This window comes from Gilliamella sp. CG13 (assembly GCF_046635805.1).
Taxonomy (GTDB): domain Bacteria; phylum Pseudomonadota; class Gammaproteobacteria; order Enterobacterales; family Orbaceae; genus Gilliamella; species Gilliamella apicola_I.
On sequence record NZ_JBIDFM010000002.1, the window covers coordinates 229,522 to 254,277 of the forward strand.

The window sequence follows — 24,756 nt, forward strand, 5'->3', positions numbered from 1 at the left end:
GGTATCCACATTAAAGTTGTTCGGTCATGTATATTATATATGTAAAACGCGGTAAAATTTGGTTCTACATATACCCAATATTTAGTCTTTTTTCGATAAAACAAGTATAAGTGTCGCTAATTCTTTTTTCTCTGCGGTACTTAAGCCGGAGACTCTCTCTTTTGCGATCAGTTCATCTTGCCGTTGGGCGAGTATATTATCATATAACTCTTTTAACGTATGCGAAAAAATTGACTCTATTTGATTGTCTTGATAATGGTGCTCCCATATTGCTAACCGATTTAGTTGCTTATAAAACGGTTTATCAATATATTCAGTTAAGATCTGTGCAGTAGTTATATTTGGGTAATGTTGGCATAATTCAAGTAGTTCAATAAAAATTTCAATCCCCGCCATTTTCACTTGACTGATAGCTTTAATATCGGTGACTAGCTTAGCAAGATAAGGGTACTGAATTAATAAGCCGATTAAAATACGCATAGTAGTAAGTTTTACCTGAGACACAGGCGTATTAACCACCGTGGTTGTATCGTTTTTAGTGCGACTTGCACGCAAAAATTGCTCAAGCTGAGACACATCAAGTAAACCCAAATATTTACCTAATTGTTGCAACAAGTTTAAACGGAATGCTTTTGCTTTTACTTGATCAATTAAAGGTAAAGCGAGTGAACTTAATTTAGATTTTCCTTCAGGCGTTTTTAAATCAACTTGTTTCAAAAGTTCATCAAATAAAAACTTAGATAAATTTGGTGCCCTTTGTAAATAGGACTCAAATCCATCTTTACCTATTTTTCGAACCAAACTATCCGGATCTTCATCTTGTGGTAAAAAAGCAAAAGTTATCTCTTTACCGTCAATTAAGCAAGGTAATAAAACATTGAGTGCTCGCCATGCTGCACTACGCCCAGCATTATCGCCGTCATAACAAAATAGGACAGAATCTGTTGCTCTAAATAACAGCTTAATATGCTCTTCAGATGTCGCTGTACCAAGTGCCGCAACTGCATAATCTATCCCAAATTGGGCAAGCGAGACAACATCCATATATCCTTCAACCACCATCAGTTGTTTAGGATTACGATTCACTTCTTGTGCTTCATAAAGACCATACAACTGAAACCCCTTATGAAAAATAGGCGTTTCGGGTGAATTGATATATTTCGCATTATCATTGATGATCGTTCGCCCACCAAAGGCAATCACATTACCTTGTCTGTCACGAATCGGGAACATAATTCGACCACGAAAGCGGTCATATTGGTTACCATTATCATTCGTGACTAACATACCAGCTTGATTATAAAGCTCGGCTTCTGCTTTGCTTTTAACCACGTTTTGTAAGGTTAATCGCCATTCATTTGGCGCAAAACCAATTTTATACCGATTGATAATTTCGGCATTCAATCCGCGTTGTTCAAGGTATTGATTGGCATCTGTTGATGTTGGTTGGGCTAATTGTTGCTGATAAAAATGGGTAATTTTAGCCATTAACGTATATAAATCTCGGCGAATATTTCGAGATTCAATATGTTTGGATTGGTCTATTTGCTTGTTTGCGCTATCGACATAAGGGACACGGATCCCTTGCATATTGGCTAGCTCTTCAATAGCTTCTGGAAATGATAAACGTTCATATTGCATCAAGAAAGTGACGACAGAACCCGTTGCACCACAGCCAAAGCAATAATAGATCTGTTTTTTTTCGTTAAGCGAAAAAGAAGCCGTTTTTTCATCATGAAAAGGACAACAACCAAAATAGTTATTTCCCTGTTTTTTCATTTTAACACGTTTACTGATCACATCTAGAATGCTAGATCGAGCAATCAGTTCTAAAATAAAATCGCGAGGAATTTGACCTTTCATAATGAACGTTCAACCAATATTGGCATTTTAGAAAGACAACAAGCCGTACCTTGTGTACGGCTTGTAAGAATTCTTTATATTAAAAATATAACAAATTGATTTTTATATCAATTTAAATTTTAAGTATAAATAATCGCAAAAATATTAATATAAACGAGTGCGACGAGCGTTTTCTCTTTCTAATTTCTTAGCATGACGTTTAACAGCCGCTGCTTTAGCGCGTTTACGAATTGTCGTTGGTTTTTCGTAAAATTCACGGTTACGAACTTCAGCTAAAACTCCTGCTTTTTCGCAAGAACGTTTAAAACGACGTAATGCTACATCGAAAGGTTCATTTTCACGTACTTTAATTACTGGCATGTGCCTCTCACCTCAAAATTGGTTAATATCACAAAGGACTAAAAATTAGTGCGCAATTTTACCTCTAATCAACGTATGTTGTAAAGTAAAAATTTGATTTATTCTAATACAGCAAATTAATTTGCTAAACAGCTTTTGGCATCAGATAATTACTCTAATTTTAATAAGAAAAAATAAGCAGGAGCTTTTATGTCACCATTTATTACAGGTCAATATCCTAAGCGCCGACTCAGACGTAATCGGGCACAAGATTTTAGCCGACGTCTAATTGCCGAAAATAATTTAAGTGTTAATGACCTGATTTATCCGGTTTTTATTGTTGAAGGAAATCAGATTACTCAACCGGTTGCATCTATGCCAGGTGTAAACAGAATGAGCATTGATGTGTTATTGAAAGAAGCCGAACAAATTGTTCGATTAAGCATTCCGGTTTTATCTTTATTTCCCGCTATTGAACCTGAAAAAAAATCGCTTCTTGCAGAAGAAGCTTATAATGAAAATGGTTTAGTCCCAAAAGCCGTACGTGCATTAAAAAAAGAATTTCCTGAGCTTGGCATATTAACCGATGTAGCACTTGATCCTTATACGACGCATGGACAAGACGGTATTATTAATGAACATGGTTATGTTCTAAATGATGTTTCTGTCGAAACACTTGTTAAACAAGCCTTGATGCAAGCTCATGCTGGTGTTGATGTTATCGCACCAAGCGATATGATGGATGGACGCATTGGCGCAATTCGTGACGAACTCGAAGCCCAAGGTTTTCATAATACGCAAATAATGGCTTATTCCGCCAAATATGCCTCGAGTTTTTATGGCCCTTTCCGAGATGCAGTCGGCTCAGCTAAAAATATAAAAGGTGGAAATAAAAAAACTTATCAACTTGACCCATCGAATAGCGATGAAGCCTTGCAAGAAATTTATCAAGATTTAAGTGAAGGTGCTGATATGGTCATGGTAAAACCCGGCATGCCTTATCTTGATATTATTCGCCGAGTGAAAGACACCTTTGCCGTTCCGACTTTTGCCTATCAAGTATCTGGGGAATATGCCATGTTAAAAGCAGCAATTGAAAATAATTGGTTAGATGAAAAATCAGCAATTATGGAATCATTACTTTGCTTTAAACGAGCCGGTGCTGATGGCATATTAAGCTATTTCTCTAAACAAGTCGCCGAATGGTTAAATAACACTTAACAAAATTAATTTTAACCATTTATAAAATTGACATGCATAGATTTGCATGTCGATTTTTACCCGCCTCTTTATTTAAGATTTTGGTAAACATAAAATTAGTTAACCTATTATAAAATATCTAGATTTTAAAATCATCTTAATTGTTAATCGTCCATTAATTTAGTTTTCTTAAAATTTCAATATCGAGAAAAAATTTCTTAAAAAAACTTCAAAATTTACAAATCAGAATAATGTAAAAAAGTGTTAGCTCACCTACTTGTTAAGCTAAATATCTGATAATATTTGTGATAGCAAGTGATTAGGGAGTAATAAATGATTTATGAATTAGTTCCATCTGAATTACACAATGATCTTAATAATTTTCTTCATAACTTAAGAAGAATAACTCTGCAACGTTTTGAAGCATGTCCATTTTGTGGTAAAAGCGATTTTTATTTGATTCGGACAAACCCGACCAACACTTATCGTTGTAAAGCATGCAATAAGTATTCTACCGCGGCGACGAATACTCCTTTCAATCGTTTGACACCATTTAATTGGTTAGAAATAATATTCACTTACCGTATAAAAAATAAAAGCTATCAATATATTGCCAAAAAATTAGCATGTTCACTTGAAAAAGTTATACGACGTGATCATGCAATCATTCAATATTTAAAAATAAATTATACTTGTTTATACAGGTGGTATACCGATAATAAACAAGCCAAAATCACCACAACCTTAGAAGAACAACATCAAGTCATAAACACCAAAATAATGGCATTACTCAATGAAAAAACGCCTACTTGTCTCCATTGTGGATCATCAGAAACAATCAAAGTCGGAACACGAACATGCTATCGATGTAAACGTTGCCGACAAAGTTTTAATATTTTAGGTGATACCCAATTAAATAAATTACCTAGAGCAGACTTATGGTTACAATTTATCGATTTATTAGTATCAGGTGAAAATAATTTACAAATCGAAAAAAAGATGAATTTTAGCAGTAACACTGTCAGACGTTGGCGTTCTGCATGGTGTGACATGATGAAAAACTGGGATTGTAATGCATTAGCGGTATGGTGTAGCCGTCACTAAAATATGAATATTTTTAAGAAAACAAAATGAAAACGTTTAAACTTAAAAATATTCATTAAACAGATAAAACAACTTTAATCTTCACCAAATTTATCGTAATCACGACATAGCGCAATAGTATCTTCGATTAACCGTCTTGCTATTGTGCCATATTCTGGGATTTTAGGAAGATTGGAATAATGATACCAACCAGCATCAACTAATTCGTTTTTATCTATTTGTATCTCTCCGCTGTCATAATCAGCTAAATACGCCATCATTAGCGAATTAGGGAATGGCCACGGTTGTGATGCCACATAACGGATATTTTTTATTTGTATCTTGGATTCTTCGAAAACTTCTCGCTTAACGGCCATTTCCATTGTTTCGCCAATTTCAGTAAATCCCGCCAAGACAGTATATAAATCATCCTGATTATGACGAACATGCTTTGCAAGTAAAATTTTATTTTTGTCTCGAATAGCAACAATGATAGAAGGTGAGATTTGTGGATAATAACGCTCTTTACAGTTATCACACATACAACACCATTCCGTCTTACTGATATACATCTTGCTTCCACAATAGCCACAATACTTGTGAGAACGATAAAATTCAGATAATTGAACTGCTCGCCCTGCCATATGGAATAATGATTGATCGGCTTCATAGGTAAGCAAAGATCGAATAGAACTCATAGAGTTTTTCATTTGCTTGCAAATAAGCCAAGCCGTTTGTCCATTCCATTCACCGATTGGTTGTGCAAGCTCTTGAGTAAAACCCAGTTCGTTTGCTTGTCCAAACGGCACTTTACCATTCGGTAACCATAGACGCCCATTTTGACTAACAAACCAATATCCCTTTTCATCTCCGGTTAAATGTAATTGTTGCTGTATATTCATAATTAATTAATACTCAAAAACAGATACGAAAAAGGAGGATTTTACTCCTCCTTCAAATTCTCATTATTTCTTTTTCTTTTCGTGAAGACCTTTTTTCTCTAATTCCCAATAGATAATACGTTGCTGCGCAATCGTAAATAAATTACTGACAATATAGTATAAAACTAAGCCAGATGGGAACCATAAGAAGAATACTGTAAAGATTAATGGCATATAGGTCATCAATTTTTGTTGTAATGGGTCTGTGACAGGTGTTGGTGACATCTTTTGAATTAAGAACATTGTCCCACCCATTAATAACGGTAAAATATAATATGGATCTTGTGCTGATAAGTCATGAATCCAAAGGGCAAATGGCGCATGACGGAGTTCGACACTATTACCTAACATATAGAATAATGACAAGAAAATTGGCATTTGAATCAATAGTGGTAAACAACCCCCTAACGGATTCACTTTTTCTTGCTTATAAAGCGCCATGGTTTCCATGCCCATTTTTTGTCGGTCATCACCATAACGCTCTTTTAACGCTTGTAAACGAGGTTGTAATAACTTCATTCTAGCCATTGAGCGATATTGCGCACGTGTTAATGGGAATAAAATACCACGAACGATAAACGTGATAGCAATGATTGCAATTCCCCAATTACCAACAAAACTTTGGATAAATTTCAATAAATAAAATAGAGGTTGAGATAAGAACCATAACCAACCATAATCCACAATTAAATCAAGATGTTTTGCTGTTTGCTTTAATTCGCTTTGAATTTCAGGCCCTAACCACAATTTTGCACTAATCGTTTGCGTACTGCCTGCTTGCACTGTCGTGGATTCACCTTTAAAACCAATGGTTGCTTGCGAATTCTTCGCTGCAGCTCGAGAATAGAATAAATTCTTCTGATCCTGTGTTGGAACCCAAGCCGATGCAAAATAGTGTTGCAACATCGCGACCCAGCCTGTTGTTGTTTCGATAGATAACGCTTTATTTTTAATATCATCAAAACTGTATTTGCTATAATTTGTATCAGCGCTAGAGTAAGCCGTACCACGGAAAGCACTTAGCCCTAATCCACCACCGCCTTCAGTCACGGCATCATGAGGTAACTCAATAGTCTGTTTTAACTGCCCATACATCGCAACTTCAACAGACGTTGAACTTTGGTTATCAATTGCGTACTCAACATCAATTGCATAACTGCCACGATGTAACACATAATATTTAGTGTATTTCACGCCATTGATTTGATAACTGAGCGGTACGCGCAGTTCATCTTGCCCGTCAGCTAACGTATATTCGGTCTGCGCTGTTTGATAAACAGGACGTTGAGAGTTTTGCGTCGCATTATCAGGGCCATCTTTACCGGTTAAACCACTTTCGGCAATATAAACATAATCAGGACGTGAGGTTAACAATTGAAAAGGTGTACCTGAATGGAGAGTCTGCTCATATTTTAATAATTGAGCCGCTTGCACATCACCGCCATAAGTATTAATGGTAAGTGAAAGAACATCAGATTTGACAATAATGCTCTTACCAAGCAGTGAAGCATCATTCGAATCATTATCACTAACATGTTGTGTCATTTGATTGGTAATAGGTGGTTTAGGGGCATGATCCTCTTCCCAAGCCTTCCAAATAAAAAACGATACAAAAAGTAAAGCAATAACTAAAATATTACGTTGAGATCCCATTAGTGTTTTTCTCTATTGTTTTTAATATTAGGAGGAACAAGATCTTCTCCTCCCTCATGTAAAGGGTGACATTTTAATACACGTTTCACTGTTAGCCAACCTCCTTTTAATAATCCAAAGCGTCTTAGCGCAATTATTGCATACTGAGAACACGTTGGGGTAAAGCGACATTTTGGACCAAATAAAGGGCTAATGACTTTTTGATAAACACGAATCATTAAAACAAAAATATTTATTATCAATAATTTACAAGCCATTACATGCTGTTTGATAATCAATAAAATTTTGTTCAAATTTGGTGTTTGCCGACAATTTTTTGGCATAGTTTATCTAATGTAGCGAAAAGTTGTTGATTATCTAATTCTATAACAGGTTGCTTCGCCATTAAAATAAAATCAATGTTAGGTAATTGATGTTGATGATGACGGAAATACTCTTTAGCAAGTCGTTTGATCCGATTACGCTCATGTGCTCGCTTAACCTGCTTTTTAGCTATAGCAAATCCCAAACGTGGATGCGATAACTGGTTTTTACGAGTAATTAGCGTAAGGAAAGGCGATCCCGCTCGTGTGGATTCTTGAAAAACATAATTGAAATCAAAGGGAGTTAACAAGCGCAACTCCCGAGGAAAAGTGAGTTTAGTCACTCAACTTTAAATTAGCTAGAAACAGTTAAACGAGCACGGCCTTTAGCACGACGGCGAGCAAGAACTTGACGACCGTTTTTAGTAGCCATACGTGCACGGAAACCGTGAGTTCTGTTGCGTTTTAATACTGATGGTTGAAATGTGCGTTTCATGACGATTTATATCCAAATCTAATTTATCAACAAGTTGTAGAGTAAAAACTCCACAGCATTAATTAAAGAGGTCGGAATTATAGAGGCTATTTTATTTTTCGTCAATGAGATTTTAAAAGATAAATGATATAAAAATAACCTAAAATAGTCATCACTGCCGTAAGTATCAGATATCATGTCACCCTTTAATTTCGAATAAATTAATCATTAAAAGTTAGGACTCGCTTACTTTTTTCACCGCCGACTTCACGTGCTAATTTAGGAACTAAATAACCCGATACCTGTTCAGATAACTGCTTCATTAATTGTTTAGCGTGCTTGTCTTCTACTAAAAAATGAGCGGCACCTTGTACTTTATCTAATAAATGTATGTAATAAGGCAAAATACCATTATCAAACAGCTTATTACTCAATTGTGCTAACGTCGTCACATTATCATTAATATTTTTCAATAACACACTTTGATTAAGAACGGTCACATTATGTTGCTTTAATTGATTAACCGCTTGTGACACATCATCATCAATTTCATTAGGATGATTAATATGCGTGACAACAACAATTTGTAAACGACTTTTAGCAAAAAGTCGACAAAGTGTAGCGGTAATACGAGAAGGAATCACTACCGCTAAACGGGTATGAATGCGTAGCCGCTTAACATGCTTAATTTTTTCTAATTCACTGATTAAATAATCCAACTCATGATCTTTAGCCATTAATGGATCACCACCAGATAATATGATTTCATCAAGTTCTGGATGATTCGCAATATAATCTAATGCAACCGTTAAATTTTTTTTATTACCCTGATTTTCATGATAAGGAAAATGTCGCCTAAAACAGTAACGGCAATTAATCGCACACGCCGTTTTAGTCATCAACAAGGCTCGATTGTGATATTTATGCAATAATCCCGGAATAGCGTTATCTTGTTCTAGCAACGGATCGGCACTAAAACCACTAACTTCAATCATTTCATTATCATTACAAAGCACTTGTAACAATAGCGGATCCGTATAGTCACCCTTCTTCATTCGATGAATAAAAGCCATAGGAACTCGAAGCGGAAACTGTTTTTTCGCTTGTTTCATTGATATAGAAATCGTATCTGGATCCAAATCTAAATAACAATAAAGTTGCTTGATATCGGTCACAACATTAGCAAGATCAAAAATCCAGTCATCTTTATTTGGTAGTTCAACTTTTTGCTGTATAATATGGCTCATTTTTGTAATTCAGAATGATAGTTGGAGCTTTTATGGCATCTTATAGTACTAATGAGTTTAAAGCCGGTCTTAAAATAATGCAAGATGGTGAGCCGTGCGTAATTGTTGAAAACGAATTTTATAAACCCGGAAAAGGGCAAGCAATTAACCGCGTTAAAATTAAAAAATTACTTTCTGGTAAAACCGTTGATAAAACGTTCAAATCAGGTGAATCAGTTGAAGCTGCCGATGTTGTCGATATGAATCTAACTTATTTATATACCGACGGTGAATTTTGGCACTTCATGAATAACGACACATTTGAACAATTATCTGCTGATGCGAAAGCGGTTGGAGACAACGCTAAATGGTTAGTTGATCAAGCAGAATGTATCTTAACATTATGGAACGGACAACCTATCGCCGTTACCCCACCTAATTTTGTTGAACTTGAAGTTATCGAAACAGATCCAGGTTTAAAAGGTGATACAGCAGGAACTGGCGGTAAACCGGCAACATTATCAACTGGTGCTGTTGTCCGTGTACCACTGTTTGTACAAATTGGTGAAGTACTTAAAGTTGATACACGTTCAGGCGAATACGTTTCACGTGTTAAATAAAATCGGTTAAGTATCTTAACGATTGAAAGAATATAGCGAGGCTTAAATAGTCTAGCTATATTCCAAACAACGCTCACAAAGTTACTTGTTAACATTGATAAAATATCTAAACTCTTTTTTATCCTTCATTTCCAGTTTTCAAACAACGACTAATAGTTATTTAGCACCGATATAACCTAATTGTCGCCATGATTCATAAACTACCACCGCAACGGAGTTAGATAAATTCATGCTACGGCTATTGGCTAACATAGGAATGCGAATTTTATGATCTTGTGGAAGCGCATCAAGTATAGAAGCTGGTAATCCCCGTGTTTCTGGGCCAAACATCAAAAAATCATTGTGTTTATAACTAACTTCACTATGTGACTTTTGCCCTTTTGTGGTTAATGCATAAACTTGGGTGGCTAAATCAAGTTGATTTGATTCTAAAAAATGATGAATATTTTTATAACGTTTTACATCGACAAACTCTTGATAATCCAATCCTGCACGCCTAAGTTTTTTATCATCCCAAAAGAATCCCATTGGTTCAATAATATGTAAATTAAAGCCCGTATTTGCACAAAGACGGATAATATTACCTGTATTAGCAGGAATTTCGGGTTCGAACAAAACAATATTTAATGGCGCTTTAGACACAACAATTCTCTTCTATTTTTTATTTTGGATAGGCAATACTATCACAACTCTTAGTCCCCCTAACGGACTTTTCTCTGCTTTAACAGTTCCGTGGTCTCGTGTAATCGCATTACAAACAATAGCTAAACCTAAACCTGTCCCACCTGATTCACGATCTCGTGCTTCGCTGGTACGATAAAAGGGTCTAAAGATCTGTTCTAATTCATTATCTGCCACCCCTAACCCATCATCGTCAATAGTAATAGTTAGGTGTTTATGATGCGCAACAAAATCCACCACAATTTTATGATTTGAATAACGAAAAGCATTGCGTATTACATTTTCAAGCGCACTACATAACGCCGCTGGATAACACAAAATAGTCTGATTGCTGGGTGGATTCATAATTAAGAAATCTTTTCCAATTTGTTCTGCTTCAAATGTGGCATTATCAAGTACTTGCTTAAATAACACATTAATACTATTTAATTCCCGAATCTCATTATTATCATATTGATGTCTGGCTAATGATAATAAATCTCCAATCATGGCATCGAGTTTTAAGGCTTCATTATTAATACGAGTGACTTCTGTGCCTTCGCCTTGCTTACGACGCAATAATGATGCGGCAAGCTGTAAACGTGTTAATGGTGTTCGTAATTCATGAGAGATATCGGAAAACAAACGTTGCTGAGATTCTTGCATTCGTTTCAGTTCCCGTAACATATGGTTAAAACTTGCACCTGTTGCTTTATACTCAGAAGAACCAATTGTTTCGAGATCTGGCCACTCTTGTAAATTACCTTTAGCAACCTGATCAGCTGCACTTTTTAAACGTCTTGCTGGTTTTGCGATACTCCAAGATAACCAAAGTAAAAATGGCGAGCTAATTAACATCGTTAATGCTAACAACAAAAAGGGATGATCGAAGATAAGGCTAACAAACTGCGATTGAATATCCGATGCTGGTTGTAAAACATACAATTTATATTGCTCTTTAGCGTAATTAACCAGAAATGGACCGATGATTTCTTGCGAACCATAAATCTTTTTAGCAGGATCATCAACATTATGAGATTTTTCACTAAAGTTTTTTACTAAATCTATGTTTTTAGTATCTGCGGTTATGATTTGCTCATTGGGTGTTAAGATAAATAAGAATTGTTCGGATTTTTGATGATTATCCATAACAACAATAAAACGCATCCACCAACGAAAACTATTTTTAGGAACATTGATTAGCTCTTTTTCGAGCTGATTAGCGAGTATATTGCCAGTTTCTTTTTCTTTATTCGCCAAATAAGTTAAATTTCGGGAATCCAGAGTCGGCAAAACGATAATCAGCATCAAAAAAAAAGCTATTGTAAGTAAGAATATAGTGAATATTCGGATAGTCAGACGATCAAAAATCCACATATCTTCTTACCTTTTTAATAAACAACATCTAACTTTGTAACAGATCATCATTCTGATCTACGACAAATAGATAGCCCTTAGATCGCAATGTTTTAATCCACGGTAAGCCATCACTACGGGGTGGAAGCTTCTTACGTAAATTAGAAACATGAACATCAATTGAACGCGCAAGAGGAATAAACTCTTTACCAAGCACTGTTTCACTCAAGGTATCACGAGAAATTATTTTTCCTGCATTTTCAAGAAGTTTTAATAATATTTGAAATTCGGTGCCTGTTAATTCAATATATTTGTCATCAAAAGAAACAGATTGTTGCTTTCGATTAACGGTTAATTTATCAATCGTATATTGAAGAGACTTCTCACCAAAGCCACCAACTAAATTATCCCAACGTTTACGACGTAATAGTGCGTTAATCCGCGCAACTAACTCCCTATCATTAAATGGTTTCAAGATATAATCATCTGCACCAAGTTCAAGTCCAATAATTTTGTCAAACTCGTTGTCTTTAGCTGTTAAAAAAATAACTGGAACCGTGTATTTATTTCTAAGTTGAGATAAAACACTTAATCCATTCATTTCAGGCATCATAATATCAAGTAATATAAGATCAATGGTATTATCAAACTTATCTAAAGCCTGTACTCCATTATTAGCTGTTACAACTTCAAATCCTTCTAATTCTAATAATTCACACAACAACGAGGCTATCTCTGGATCATCATCAACTACAAGTAATTTGTTCATTACAACCCTCTTAATCCTATTGATTCATAATATTTATATTTTAATTAAAATTAATCCTATTATTGATATAGCTTTTATTTTTTCCTTACCGTTATTATATATGCAAAAAGTGCTAACAATATACAAAATTCTTAGCAATTTTATTCTTTAAATATTTTAACGTTACAAAAACCCTGTTCAATAAGGTATAAAGCCTGTAATTTACTCATTACACCTCGTGCACAATAAAGTAAATATTGCTTAGATTGATCTAAATCGCCGAATTGAGTGGCCAACTTATAAAATGGAATAAGCTTAACTTCAACATCGCTTAATTCAAGAGGCTGATCTTCTTGTTCATCTGGGGAACGAATATCAATAACCACATGTTCATCATTAAGTTTACTAACAGTTTCTACTTGCGTGATAGTTGTATCGGCTTGTTTAGCAATTTCGCGGATATCGATATTTTCAGCTTCGTCAACCGCCTTATCTAAAATAGAAAAATCAAAATTCAACTCTTCGGCTTCAATTTTTTCTTTTACAGCCTTCACGGTTGGACTTTTCGAAATCACACCACAAAATTCTGGCATCGTTTTAGCAATATCTTCCGTTCCAATCTGACGAGCAAGATTAATAATAGTTTCTTTATCATGCGTAATAAGAGGACGTAACACTAAAGTATCACTGACATTATCGATTAAGCGTAAATTGGTTAAAGTTTGACTTGAGACTTGCCCTAAAGCCTCACCAGTCACTAACGCTTCGACCTTATAGCGCTGAGCAATTTTTGAGGCAGCTCGAATCATCATTCGTTTAAGAATAACGCCCATTTGACCGTCATCCACCTTTTCAAGAATCTCACCTACCACGTCGGCAAAATCGATAGCAATAAAACGAACTTTATGCGAACTCCCAAAACGCTCCCATAAATAGTGTGCCATCTGTTTAACACCAATTTCATGTGTCTTACCGCCAAGATTAAAAAAGCAATAATGAACACGACAGCCACGTCTAATGAGCATATAGCTTGACACACCAGAATCAAAACCGCCTGAAATTAACGAAATCACATCTTCTTGTGTGCCTGTTGGAAACCCACCAATACCATCATATCGACCTTTAACAAGCAACAACTTATCTTTATCAATTTCTAAATTAACGGTAATGTCAGGGCGAGTTAATTTCACTTTAGATGAAGCAACATATTGATTAAGCCCCCCACCGACATAACGCTCAACATCAATCGAGGTAAAATCATGTTTTCCTCGACGTTTAACCCGTACACAAAATGATTTGTTTTCGATTAACGGCGCATAGTAATTCAATGCTTTTTCGAATATGTCGTGAATATCCACATAAGGCAGCTCATCGACCGCTAAAATATGATGAATACCGGGAATCCGGATTAATAAATCAAGAATTTGCGCTTCACTGTTGGCAACTTTTGGACGGACTTCAATAAAATCCCAATGACGAATAACCGCAACGTCTTCAATATGACGTTTCAAAATGTTACGAATATTACTGGTCAATATTTTTATAAAACGTAAACGAACAGATTCACTTTTAATGGTAATTTCAGGAAACAGCTTAACAATAAATTTCATAAAACAACGATACTATAATAAAAATGGCGACATTATACTGATTTTTACCCCGGAAACATACAATTGATTACGATAAATACAGAAAATAAGAAAATATACTTGCTTGTTTGTCACACTTTCGCTAATATTTCGCATCTATAAATTTTTGTTGTATAACACTTAAAAAGTGACAGGTTAAAATGTACGGAATTTTAATAGCAGGTTATTTGGTTATTGCTTTAGCAATAATTGTACTAGTATTAATACAGCGTGGTAAAGGTGCTGAAATGGGCTCTTCATTTGGGGCAGGTGCATCTGCAACCTTATTTGGTTCATCAGGCAGTGGTAACTTTTTAACACGTACAACTACCGTTTTAGGTGTGCTATTCTTTGCATTAAGCATTGTGTTATCTAACATGGTCGGTACCAGTAAATTCAGTCACATTGACGTGAATGAAAGTACGCCTGTGACAACACAACAAAATACAAGCGAACAAGCAACACAACAAACAACAAATGATAATCCGACATCGGATATTCCAAATTAATTACGGCGCCGTGGTGGTGAAATTGGTAGACACGCTATCTTGAGGGGGTAGTGCTCTAAGGGCATGCGGGTTCAAGTCCCGCCCACGGCACCAATTCAATAATCAACAACATTCTTCAAAATCCTTTAAAACACATTAAAATCAGCATAAATAAGGCTTAAAGCCTAGTTTGCTATTCTTCAAGCGTCCATAAGATATATTTACAACCACATTATTTATGTTATACGTATCTCATATAACTAAAAATCGTATAACGATGGCTTGTATAACTGTCCTATTAACAGTTACTCAAATCAAAACAACTAAATTATAAGATAAAGATTATTCGTTATCAGACGGCAACAATTTATTTTTGAGTTTAATTTGGTTTGATTATTTTTATTCTTTTGCTTTTGAATAAGGTTAAGGTATTGGTTGATATAAGGCTTAATCACTTAAATTATTCTCTTTTTTTAAATTGCGATTAATATTTGTTAATACTGGTTAATTTTTCTTATGTTATCACTACACTAACAAGAAATGACTACATATTATTTTCTTTTTAAGCTATTCTATTAAGTACGCTATAACTAATTTTTTTGTTATAGCTTTTCTATTAGCCTTTAATCATTTGGCTATATTACTTAATCCAATTTACTAAACCAAACAATGGAATATATCATGAAAAAATTCATTCCTATATTATTCTTATGTAGTTTGTATGGTAGTAATAGTTATGCAGATGAAAGTCAAAATAGTTTCCAAAAACAACCTCAATCACAAACAAATACCGATTATACTGAATATAAAGCTCATTTAGCCGATAATCTTTCTTTGTCATTTTTTGTTGATAGCCAAGAACAAAAAGCCATACCCGTGTTATTGAAAGATGGCAAAAAATATCAGCCAATTAGTATCAAATACTGTATTAAAAATTCTGATGCTTGCTGGCGACAAATTATTTATCATAATTCACTTTCTCATATTAGTTACAACCTTGATAAACCCGAAAGCAGAAAGAATTTATTGATATGGAAAATAGAGTATCTCGATAATGGTCAATTAGCTGAAACCGATTTTACACAGGCGCCAAAAACAGGAGCTTTACCTGATGGGGATGATGATTATGATCCGTATATCCTTTGGCAATCAGACTTGAGCAATTATTAGTTCAAAATAATGTCAGCAAATAAGTTAATATAATAAGAATTAGCAAATCGATAATTTGCTTTTTGATTATATTAACTTATGTTTTCTTTAAAAAATGAAATTTAATCGGTCACCACAAATTAGAATTTTATTCTTCTAACTCAATTTGTATTGAAAACTCACGTTAATTTACTAAAAAAGCATTTCTAAAATTATCTTTTCAAATCAATAATAATGGCGATAACTAAAATAAGAAATATCCTATATGAATATCTAAATTTTCCTTAAAACTTAAGCAGTTTAAAAAATTTTATAATTAACAACTAGTTGTTAAAATTGTATTTTTATGTTAATTTGCATCATCAATTTAACAATCTTATAGTTAGACATAAGAGTTATTGGATATTTAATAAGGATATGTATGTTATCAACTATTATTATTATTCTAATTTTTATCACCGGTTGGTTATTCTTTGCCTATAATAAACTACGTGGTTTAGCCGAAAATGTTAAGCAGACACAGGCTAATATTTATGCTACGGTCAAAAAGAGACAAGATATAGCACAACGACTTTCTGATATTGCTTCGAGCTATGGGAATCACGAAAAGCTTACACACTTTACCATTACTGAAAGTGACAGCATTAGCAACGCAGCTACCCGCACATCACAGACTTCTCAGATCTTAGGGAATGTTCAAATGTTAGCTAATCGATATCCTGATTTAAAAGCCAATACAACTTACCAACAATTAATGGTTCAATTAGATGAAATTGAAAACTCCGTTCTGATACGAAGAGAAGCTTATAATGCAGCAGTACAAGTATATAATTCCACTCGCGGTAGTGTTCCTCATCTATTCTATGCTAGTAAACTAGGATTTGGTGAAGCGGCCTATTTTGAAATGGATCAAAATGGTACTGAACAACAAGTATCGTTTAAAACCGACGATGGTAAAATATTAAGAGACACAATTGGTAGAATGGCCTCAGTAGCTTCAGGAAGGGTAAAAAAAATTAAAGAAAAAACAAATAATAACTCAGAAGATAATCAGTCCAATCAACAAAATTAGTTAATCCTATTTTTACACCTTCAGCCTTGTTGTTTTATCAGAATAACAAGGTAATCTTCATTTAAAATAATTTTTTGTTTTTCATAGCAATTAATTAAATTTTTAGCATTCTATAGTTGTAGGTTTCAAAAATGAAGGTAAAACACTCTTCTGGATATTGTTAACCCATACCTAGTCAATTTTGATATTCTTTTTATTAAAAGCTAATTGAGGAATTTAATATCAGACAATAACCTCTTTATCGACTTTCATCAATAAAGAGGTGGTATAAATCAATCCAGTATTCCGTTATGCAAAGCCTTTTAATCCAACCACATGAACATGTTCTTGATTGTTTATCACTTTACGTACCAGTTTGTAGGTTGTACCTTTTTCTGGACTAATGTTTTCAGGTGCAGCAATAATAAGCTGCATTTCTAACCGTTCACAAAGTTCAAAGAGTGTGGCAATAGACTTGGCATCAAGTCGAGCGGCTTCGTCCAAGAATAATAAACGACATGGTGAGATGTCTTTATTACGTAAGCGTTTGGATTCTTCTTCCCAACTTTGTATAACCATTAATAGTATTGACATACCGGTACCGATTGCTTCACCGGTTGATAATGCACCACTTTCAGCACGTAACCAACCATCTGCCCCCCGATTAACTTCAACATCCATTTCTAGATAGTTGCGGTAATCAAGTAATTCTTCACCAATATTTTGTGCGGTTCGTTGTCCCATATCGATATGAGGATTTAAACGTTGATAAAGTTTTGCTAACGCTTCAGAGAAGGTTATGCGGTTATTGCTGAAGAGATCTTGATGCTCGTTCTGGTCATCGGCTAATGCCGCTAACAGTGATGAGTGAGCTTCACGAATCGTGACATTTAATCGTACACCATTCACCTGTCCAAATGCCACCGCTTGCAAACCTTGGTTAAGCATACGGATACGGTTTTGTTCACGCTGAATAGTTTTACGGATAATATTTGCCACACTTTTTGAGCTGATCGCTAACTGTTGCTCACGTGAAGTTAATTCTTCGGTCAATCGTGATAATTCAATTTCCATTTGTTCAATGGCTTCAATTGGGTCATCCGTTTTAACGATATCTTGGCGAATTCGCTCACGAAGATGTTTATAAACCGCAATGTAAAATTGAATTTTACGTTCTGGTCGTTTTGGATCTTCGGATAATCTCAATACATCACGTAAGTGCTCGTTATCGTTGACCGCTAAACGTAGTGAACCTAACGCTTTATCCGACATTGAACGTAGTTCATCTGCACTTAAATATGCCAGTTCACGACGATGTAATCGGCGTTCAACACTGTTTTCTTTAACTAGACGTAATACTAAGCACCACCCTGCTTTAGCTTCAACAACTTGTTCTCTTAGCTGTTTATAATCTCGCAGTGTTTGAGCAAGTCGTTTTTGCATTTGGGTCATTTCGCTTTCACACATAATGAGCTGCTTTTCAAGCGAAGTACAATGTTGACGATTACTATTCAGTTTTTGATGAATTTCATCACGACGAGCTCGAGCACGTTCTTCAGTGATCGCATCCGCTTTCACACCAATTTGATCTATTTCTTTATGCAGTTCATTAAGCATATCTCGTTTAGTTTCAAAGGCGCTTTTTAGTGAAGCTAACGTTTGATTATATTGATTATACTTATCTTGATATTGCTGCATTTGACTGCGTGCTTCAGTTCTTTGTGCTTCAACAATTTCTAATCGAGCGCGCAATTTTTCGTTCAAATCAGTATTTTCATTCAACATTCCAGCTGAATCTTCGTAACTAAAGTGAGCCCGGCGTTGCATCACTTCCGTAAGTGCAAAGACTTGCTGGCGAATAGTGTGTTGCTGTGCTTTAACGATGTTGTATTGTTCACGTAATGCTTCGTTTTGCTCAGGATCACTTTGTAATACAGCAACTAACGGTTCAAGCTCAGAAACTGTATGGCGATGACGGCTGACGTATTGCGCCGCATCTTGTGCTTCAGCAACCTGTTCACGCAATTCATCTACTCTATCCGCTAAATCATCATCAGCCAGTAAATGCATTTGAGCAACTAATCGGTTTACTGTCACTAATTGCTCTTTACAATTGGCAACTTGCTGTTGATTTTGTTTATCAATCGATTCTTGTGATGTTAATTGACGTTCAATTTCATTGCGTCTTGTCGCTAATTTTTGCGCTTCAGCTTCGGGATCGATATCAAAGGCAACCGATAAATATTCACCAATAAATTGACCAACATTTTGTTCAATACGTTGTAATTTTTGTAAATCAAATGAGAGGTTAGCATAACGTTCATGCAGTTCATCTCGCTCTAATGATAGTTTTTCAAGATGAATTTCACGTGCTGCTCGCCCAAATAACGGAACTTTTGGAAAACTGGAGAAGCGCCATTGGCGTTCACCTGTTTTAACTAATACAGCCTTATTCATCTCTTCACAATCAAAAACACTATCATCAAATGAGGATGGATCACCTTCAATAAAATAGATATCTTCTGGATAATCTTCTTCACTGGTGGTCAGATTTTCAAGTTGTGCTTTAACTTGCGACAAATCCGGCACCACAATTGCTTGACGTGATGGACCATATAACGCTGAGAAGTAAGGTGCATCATCAATGGTGACATCTTCGTAAATTTCAGAAAGTAATACACCATTAAATCGCTCAGCTAATGCAGATAAACGACCATCATCAACCCCACTTGGTTGATTAAGTTGTTCAATTTGAGTATCTAATTGATTTCGTTTGAAGGTTATCTGATCGCGTTCTGTAACTAATGCGCGTTCTTGTTCAAGTAGCTGTTGCATATGTTGCGTAACAGCTTGACTGTGGGTAAAGCTTTGTCCAGTTTGCTCTTGTAGGGCAATTAAGGCATCTTGTGCTTTTATCCACATTGGTGCTTTTTGTCGATAATCCGCTATTTTGGATTGAATTTGTTCAAGTTCTTGTCTGAATTCGATTCGTTTTTCACTTGATTCATTGGCCAATATTGCGTTTTCATCAAGTTGTATTTCAAGTTCTTGTTTCAACTCGTCAAGTTGATCATATTCAATTTGGCGACCAAAACGTTTACAGAATTGGGTTAATAGTGATTCGGCTTCTTTTTGTTCAAAAAAGCGTTGTTCTAATTCATCAAGTTGGAGTTGTAAATGTTCTGCTTGTTCAGCTTGATAACATTGTGACGGCCATTGTCTTAATGCTTCTTTGGCTGCACGCCAAGCATCACTACGAACAACATCGCCGACTAATTTCACCACTAATTGATATGCCCGATCAAATTGATTTATCGCTGCATCAGAAACACTGAGTCTTTGCTCCATTTCAAGCACTTGATCAGTTATTTCTTTTTGTTTTTCTTCAAAAATCTCAAAATGATTTTCGATATTGCTTATGCCTAATTTGGGTAATTGACATAAAGATTGAGCATTTTTTAGTGCTTGCAAAGCTTGTTGATATTGAATGGCACGGGTTTGTTGTACATCAAGCGCTTGTTGATAATCCGCTAATTGCGTTTTGATTTCATCCACTTCGCGTTCGGTGTGTTCGACTTGATCTCGATAAGTTTGATACTGTTCATTTGCTTCAAGTACAACTTCATTTTGCTCTTCAAGTTTTAAATTGAGATCATCTAAATCGGCTTGATAACGGTCAATTTTTTCTTGTTGGCGTAGCGCTGTTTGCGCTAAATTAAGGTGATCATTGGCTGCTTGTAAGTCGGTTTCTAAGTCACTTTGTGCATCTTGAAACTCTTTAAGTTCTTTTGCCATTTCAACTTGGCGGAACTGGTTACTAATGAGCAAATCTTGTGTTTTAAACATATCACGACGCAAACCCAGCACCGATTCAATATGTACACGACGCTCGTTAGCATGACGCATATAATCCGCAGCCACATAATCGGTTGATTCAGTGATAAGATGTTTAAATAGGTCTCGGTCAGATTGAGTCACCCGAATAGCTTCTAGTGTCATTCGGTTTTCACGAAGTGCCGCTTCCATATCCTGAAACGCTTTACGTACACCACTATTTTCAGGAAGTAAGTAATCACGAAGTGAGCGAGTAATCGCACTTGAAATACCACCATATAGTGACGCTTCAATCAATCGGTAATATTTACTACGATCGGATGAGGAACGTAAGCGCTTAGGTAATACACCAAAGTCAAACATAACCGAATGATAATCGGTAATTGAATTAAATTGCTTAAAGATAACGCCTTCTATTGTTTCGACTTTATCTTTTAATTCAGGCAAGGATAAAATTCTTGCTTGTTTATCATTTAAACGTTCGGTTACCAGTTCAGTTGGGCTAATGCCAACAGGTAAACCTTGTAATAGAAAAGGTTTGATATCGACTTTTTTATCACGCCCAGCCACTTGCTGTAATCGAACACCGCATATAATTCGCTGATTACGTGAGTTAATGACATCGAGCATGGAATAACAAACGCCAGGTTTTAATTTACCGTGTAGACCTTTATCACGTGATCCTGATGTTGCACCGGCTTCAGTAGTATTTCGAAAGTGTAATAGTGTTAAATCAGGAATTAATGCGGTCACAAACGCCGCCATGGTTGTGGATTTACCTGCCCCATTCCCCCCTGAAAGCGTGGTGACAAGTTGATCTAATTCAAATGTTCTGGCAAAAAAACCATTCCAGTTTATTAGGGTTAATGAGTGAAACTTACCGTGTCCAATCATAATTATTCAATCTCCTCATTAACATCTTCTTCTTGTTCTTCGTTATTATCATCGTCTAGGATAAGCGATGATTCGATTTTGATTGCTTCACCGTCTCGAATTAAACGTAATTGCGCTTCTTGTGCATCATCACTACTACGCACGTCTGCACCAAAACGGAAGATAGATTCGTTGATACGAAAACGGCTACTGTCATTTCCTACAATAAAAAATATCATGCCTAAACGACGTAATCGATTAAGTGCCGTTTTGACTTTATCAAATAGCTTTTGTCGATCCAAATCTGATCCAGTCGACCGTTGATTAACTAATTTAAGTAATTTACTTTCATCCGCTAACGAAACAAGTTCGTCAAAGAGTTCTTGTAAGGTAAAAATACCTTCATGCGCTAGCCGTTCAGGACTGAGATATAAGTAACAAAGGACTTTACCAACTAACATATCAAGTTCTGATAATACCGAACGGGGAATTAATGTTGTTGAACGAGGACGAAGGTAAAAAAAACCTTCTGGTGCACGAATTAATTCGACATTATAACGTTGATAAAATTGTTCCAGTTCAAGTTGAAAATCCATTAAAAAGGCGTGATTATCGAGTTCATCTATACCGATATGACGTCCGGAACGCAATAAACTATCAAGCTCAGGAAAAAGGGGATTGGCAATTGCCTGTGCTAATTTAACGGGCATATATTTATCGATAGATGCTTGGGAACTTGCCGCAATGCGCCCCATGACTTCATCAAGATGATGAGCTGTTTGTTCTAATTCTAAATCTTTAGTATCTGTTGATGACATGTGCTTGTACCTTAGCTCCATAATCGTTAATAGGTTTCCATTCGGCTGGGATACCGAGTAAATCATTTTCGGCAATCCCTAAACGAATAGCCTGATCGATAAATAATCTTGCAATATCAAAATGTTGTTCTCGAGGGAACTGTGCTAGATAACTATGAATAGCGATACTCATATCCAGTGGTTTATTTTCTTGTTTGAAGACCAATAAATTTTGTTCGATATGGGCAATAATGTGTTCTTGAATCTCTTCAATCATTTCAAATTCAAGTTCTGACGGTAATTCACCTGTTACTTCTGCTTCATGTAGTGCAAGTTCTTCATCACGCATATCAAGTAGGCGATCAGCATTGGCAAAAATAAGTGACCATGGTAAATCGAAATAGCCTTGTATTGATTTACGTAATCGCTGTGAAAAGACTCTATTTTTATCTAAGTCAATAGCGGTTCGGATAAATTTATGAACATGGCGATCATAACCAATCCAAAGATCAATCGCCTTTTGTCCCCAGCCAATAATACGATCAAGTTTGCCTTGTAAATCCATAACCACATTATTGATTTTATCAAGTTCAGGATTATCCATGGTTGCATCTTGAATCAAGAGCAGACTTGCTTGGAGTTTATCGCCTGCAGCGGCGAGTGTATCTTGCAATTCTCGTAATGTTTGTGACGTTTCAGTGAGTAAGCCTTCACAACTACTAATTGCTGCTTGCCAATCTTGGCTTAATAATGCCGAAATATTTTGTTTTACATCCGCTTGTTGCTCATCCATTACCCGTTGGGTAATATCAATACTATCAAAAATCTCTGCAACGGAGTATTTCAAGGGTGCAAAAACGTTACGATGCCAGTGAAGATCATCACCACCTTCTAGTGCTGCATCAGCCGCACGTTTTAGCTCTTGAGCAACAATAGAAAGCTGAATTGATAAACGTAACGTAGAAAATTCTCGTTGACGAATATAGTAATCCGAAATGCCTATTCCCAAAGGCGTCAAACGATAAATTGAATAACCATCCGTCATTTCGCTAGCAAAACGCGTAATTAATCGCTGGCGTACTAAATCATTAATGGCATTATTTGCTCGAACAGCAATGGTATCTTCACTCTGTTCAAAAATTTGTGATACATGCCTGAAAGCATCAATTAATTCAGATTCAGTCATTTCACCATCAAAGCGTTCGCTATTTAAGACGGCTATCGCCAATAAAAAAGCGAGCCGTTCAACTGGCAAATTAATTGAAAAATCATTTTTTTTTGCCCAAGAGACCAGTTCTGGCACTGATTGGGAAAAATCCATCATAGTGGTTCCTTAATAATAGATGCTCAATTGTTGAATGCGCCCTAAATATAAATGAGTAAGACAATATATTGCGTTAAGGACAAAATACTTTTGATTATATAACAAATTGTAATAGTTAAAAATAGCAAGTTTAAGATTTGTTATTCATAATATGTTTTTATATATCAAAAAAATAAAAACATAATTTGGTTATTTATATTCAAGAATTGTAATGCAATTATTTTATTACTAAAGCGATCAAAAACGAACAAAACATATTTTATATTTAATTATCATATTAAACATTTTTTGATGATCAATAATTACACAAATAGCATTGACTTTTTTTATATCGATATGATAATGATTATCATTTTCATAAAATATAAGGATTTTTATCATGCGTAAATTATTTGTACTCATCTTATCAGGAAGTGTTACTTGTATGATATCACAATCGCTTTCTGCTCATGGTATTTGGATCGCTAATCGGGTTGATCAAAAGCAAATCGTTTTAGGTGAAGGCCCGTTAGATAATGGTTATCAAACGGAATATGTAAAAAAGATTCATGCTTATAATGGTAATTGGACTTCTTTACCGATTAATCAAAAAAAACATCAAAATTATGTGACCGTTGAACCGACAGAAAATACCGCTGTTGTAACGGTTAGTTTTGATTATGGTTATTGGACTAAAAATGCACAGGGTAAATATGTTAATCTTCCGATGAATAAAGTAGAAGGAGCGAGTAAAGGAACCCATGCCATTAAATACAGTGTCAATTATTTATCATCCGTCAACGCACCTAAACGGGTTGAAGATATTCCGTTACAAATAGTACCAGCAGTTGATCCAACTCAATTAAAACGCGGTGATAATTTACTCGTAACGGTGTATAAAGATGGTCAGCCATTAACAAATACTGCTGTTATTATCGATGTCGTTAATAATTTAGATAAAACGGTTACAACTGATGATAAAGGTCAAGCGACCATTACTATTCCTAATCAAGGCTTAAACGTAGTAGGTGTCGAAATAGGTTTTCCCCTAAAAGATAGCCAACTTGCGACTCAAGAAAAATTTTTTACAACACTAGTTTTTACACTCATGCCAGAAGAAGATTAATTTAAACAATAAAAACGGGATTAAAAAATCCCGTTTTTATC

The 24,756-nt window shown here is 35.4% G+C and carries 22 protein-coding genes and 1 tRNA gene; 8 read left to right on the top strand and 15 right to left on the bottom strand.

Going from position 1 to position 24,756, the window contains the following annotated elements; all coding sequences use genetic code 11:
• Positions 1–81: 81 nt before the first annotated feature.
• Both dnaG and rpsU read right to left on the bottom strand, forming a co-directional pair.
• The gene (gene dnaG / locus ACGH6R_RS05030) at positions 82–1,863 is read right to left on the bottom strand and encodes a DNA primase (RefSeq protein WP_411599063.1); all 1,782 of its coding nucleotides are present in this window, start codon (positions 1,861–1,863) and stop codon (positions 82–84) included.
• 144 nt (positions 1,864–2,007) lie between these two features.
• A complete protein-coding gene (rpsU, locus tag ACGH6R_RS05035; protein ID WP_034882800.1) occupies positions 2,008–2,223 on the bottom strand; it encodes a 30S ribosomal protein S21 in 216 nt (71 codons plus the stop codon).
• Positions 2,224–2,412: 189 nt separating this feature from the next.
• Between rpsU and hemB the strand changes: the two genes are divergently transcribed.
• On the top strand, positions 2,413–3,423 hold the full coding sequence (hemB, locus tag ACGH6R_RS05040; protein ID WP_411599065.1) for a porphobilinogen synthase: 1,011 nt from the start codon (positions 2,413–2,415) through the stop codon (positions 3,421–3,423).
• Between the two features lie 312 nt (positions 3,424–3,735).
• Entirely contained in the window at positions 3,736–4,506 is a 771-nt protein-coding gene (locus tag ACGH6R_RS05045; protein ID WP_411589933.1) for a transposase, read from the top strand.
• Between the two features lie 74 nt (positions 4,507–4,580).
• Here the strand turns inward: ACGH6R_RS05045 and nudC are convergent, their stop codons facing one another.
• The 6 genes from nudC to epmB all read right to left on the bottom strand — a co-directional run bounded on the left by nudC (position 4,581) and on the right by epmB (position 9,103).
• Positions 4,581–5,387 (bottom strand): NAD(+) diphosphatase, encoded by an 807-nt coding sequence (gene nudC, locus ACGH6R_RS05050; RefSeq protein WP_267352368.1) that lies wholly within the window; start codon positions 5,385–5,387, stop codon positions 4,581–4,583.
• 63 nt (positions 5,388–5,450) lie between these two features.
• Complete coding sequence (gene yidC / locus ACGH6R_RS05055) at positions 5,451–7,079, bottom strand: membrane protein insertase YidC (protein WP_267380889.1); 1,629 nt, start codon at positions 7,077–7,079, stop codon at positions 5,451–5,453.
• Positions 7,079–7,336 carry a membrane protein insertion efficiency factor YidD gene (yidD, locus tag ACGH6R_RS05060; RefSeq protein ID WP_267352429.1) on the bottom strand — a complete coding sequence of 86 codons (258 nt, stop codon included), beginning with the start codon at positions 7,334–7,336 and terminating at the stop codon, positions 7,079–7,081. Before yidD ends, yidC begins: the two co-directional genes overlap by 1 nt.
• 32 nt (positions 7,337–7,368) lie before the next feature.
• A complete protein-coding gene (gene rnpA / locus ACGH6R_RS05065) occupies positions 7,369–7,725 on the bottom strand; it encodes a ribonuclease P protein component (RefSeq protein WP_411589934.1) in 357 nt (118 codons plus the stop codon).
• Between the two features lie 11 nt (positions 7,726–7,736).
• Positions 7,737–7,877 carry a 50S ribosomal protein L34 gene (gene rpmH / locus ACGH6R_RS05070; RefSeq protein WP_039105005.1) on the bottom strand — a complete coding sequence of 47 codons (141 nt, stop codon included), beginning with the start codon at positions 7,875–7,877 and terminating at the stop codon, positions 7,737–7,739.
• 200 nt (positions 7,878–8,077) lie between these two features.
• Positions 8,078–9,103: an EF-P beta-lysylation protein EpmB gene (gene epmB / locus ACGH6R_RS05075; protein ID WP_267380890.1), complete on the bottom strand. Its 1,026-nt coding sequence runs from the start codon at positions 9,101–9,103 to the stop codon at positions 8,078–8,080.
• Positions 9,104–9,135: 32 nt separating this feature from the next.
• On the opposite strand from epmB, the gene efp reads away from it, so the two are divergent.
• The gene (gene efp / locus ACGH6R_RS05080) at positions 9,136–9,702 is read left to right on the top strand and encodes an elongation factor P (RefSeq protein WP_034882790.1); all 567 of its coding nucleotides are present in this window, start codon (positions 9,136–9,138) and stop codon (positions 9,700–9,702) included.
• 156 nt (positions 9,703–9,858) lie between these two features.
• On the opposite strand, the gene trmL is transcribed toward efp, so the two are convergent.
• From trmL to thiI, 4 genes are all read right to left on the bottom strand, one after another.
• The gene (gene trmL, locus ACGH6R_RS05085; protein ID WP_411589935.1) at positions 9,859–10,344 is read right to left on the bottom strand and encodes a tRNA (uridine(34)/cytosine(34)/5-carboxymethylaminomethyluridine(34)-2'-O)-methyltransferase TrmL; all 486 of its coding nucleotides are present in this window, start codon (positions 10,342–10,344) and stop codon (positions 9,859–9,861) included.
• A 12-nt stretch (positions 10,345–10,356) separates the two neighbouring features.
• The gene (cpxA, locus tag ACGH6R_RS05090) at positions 10,357–11,739 is read right to left on the bottom strand and encodes an envelope stress sensor histidine kinase CpxA (RefSeq protein WP_411589936.1); all 1,383 of its coding nucleotides are present in this window, start codon (positions 11,737–11,739) and stop codon (positions 10,357–10,359) included.
• Between the two features lie 28 nt (positions 11,740–11,767).
• Positions 11,768–12,487: a response regulator gene (locus ACGH6R_RS05095; RefSeq protein ID WP_065558927.1), complete on the bottom strand. Its 720-nt coding sequence runs from the start codon at positions 12,485–12,487 to the stop codon at positions 11,768–11,770.
• Between the two features lie 140 nt (positions 12,488–12,627).
• Positions 12,628–14,076: a tRNA uracil 4-sulfurtransferase ThiI gene (gene thiI, locus ACGH6R_RS05100; RefSeq protein ID WP_411599066.1), complete on the bottom strand. Its 1,449-nt coding sequence runs from the start codon at positions 14,074–14,076 to the stop codon at positions 12,628–12,630.
• A gap of 179 nt (positions 14,077–14,255) precedes the next feature.
• Between thiI and secG the strand changes: the two genes are divergently transcribed.
• From secG to ACGH6R_RS05120, 4 genes are all read left to right on the top strand, one after another.
• Complete coding sequence (secG, locus tag ACGH6R_RS05105; protein WP_267361386.1) at positions 14,256–14,603, top strand: preprotein translocase subunit SecG; 348 nt, start codon at positions 14,256–14,258, stop codon at positions 14,601–14,603.
• A gap of 7 nt (positions 14,604–14,610) precedes the next feature.
• Positions 14,611–14,696 (top strand) — tRNA-Leu (locus ACGH6R_RS05110).
• A 567-nt stretch (positions 14,697–15,263) separates the two neighbouring features.
• Positions 15,264–15,752 (top strand): hypothetical protein, encoded by a 489-nt coding sequence (locus ACGH6R_RS05115; RefSeq protein WP_267352374.1) that lies wholly within the window; start codon positions 15,264–15,266, stop codon positions 15,750–15,752.
• 400 nt (positions 15,753–16,152) lie between these two features.
• Positions 16,153–16,803 (top strand): LemA family protein, encoded by a 651-nt coding sequence (locus ACGH6R_RS05120; RefSeq protein WP_411589937.1) that lies wholly within the window; start codon positions 16,153–16,155, stop codon positions 16,801–16,803.
• Between the two features lie 288 nt (positions 16,804–17,091).
• Here the strand turns inward: ACGH6R_RS05120 and mukB are convergent, their stop codons facing one another.
• Genes mukB through mukF form a run of 3 tightly spaced genes read right to left on the bottom strand, consistent with a single transcriptional unit; the run spans position 17,092 to position 23,610 of the window.
• Positions 17,092–21,510, bottom strand: a complete 4,419-nt coding sequence (gene mukB, locus ACGH6R_RS05125) for a chromosome partition protein MukB (protein WP_411599067.1) — start codon at positions 21,508–21,510, stop codon at positions 17,092–17,094.
• 2 nt (positions 21,511–21,512) lie between these two features.
• Positions 21,513–22,244: a chromosome partition protein MukE gene (gene mukE, locus ACGH6R_RS05130; RefSeq protein WP_363317426.1), complete on the bottom strand. Its 732-nt coding sequence runs from the start codon at positions 22,242–22,244 to the stop codon at positions 21,513–21,515.
• 43 nt (positions 22,245–22,287) lie between these two features.
• Positions 22,288–23,610, bottom strand: coding sequence for a chromosome partition protein MukF (mukF, locus tag ACGH6R_RS05135; RefSeq protein WP_267352378.1), 1,323 nt, complete (start codon positions 23,608–23,610; stop codon positions 22,288–22,290).
• 379 nt (positions 23,611–23,989) lie between these two features.
• On the opposite strand from mukF, the gene ACGH6R_RS05140 reads away from it, so the two are divergent.
• Complete coding sequence (locus tag ACGH6R_RS05140; protein ID WP_411599068.1) at positions 23,990–24,715, top strand: DUF4198 domain-containing protein; 726 nt, start codon at positions 23,990–23,992, stop codon at positions 24,713–24,715.
• The last annotated feature ends 41 nt before the right edge of the window (positions 24,716–24,756 follow it).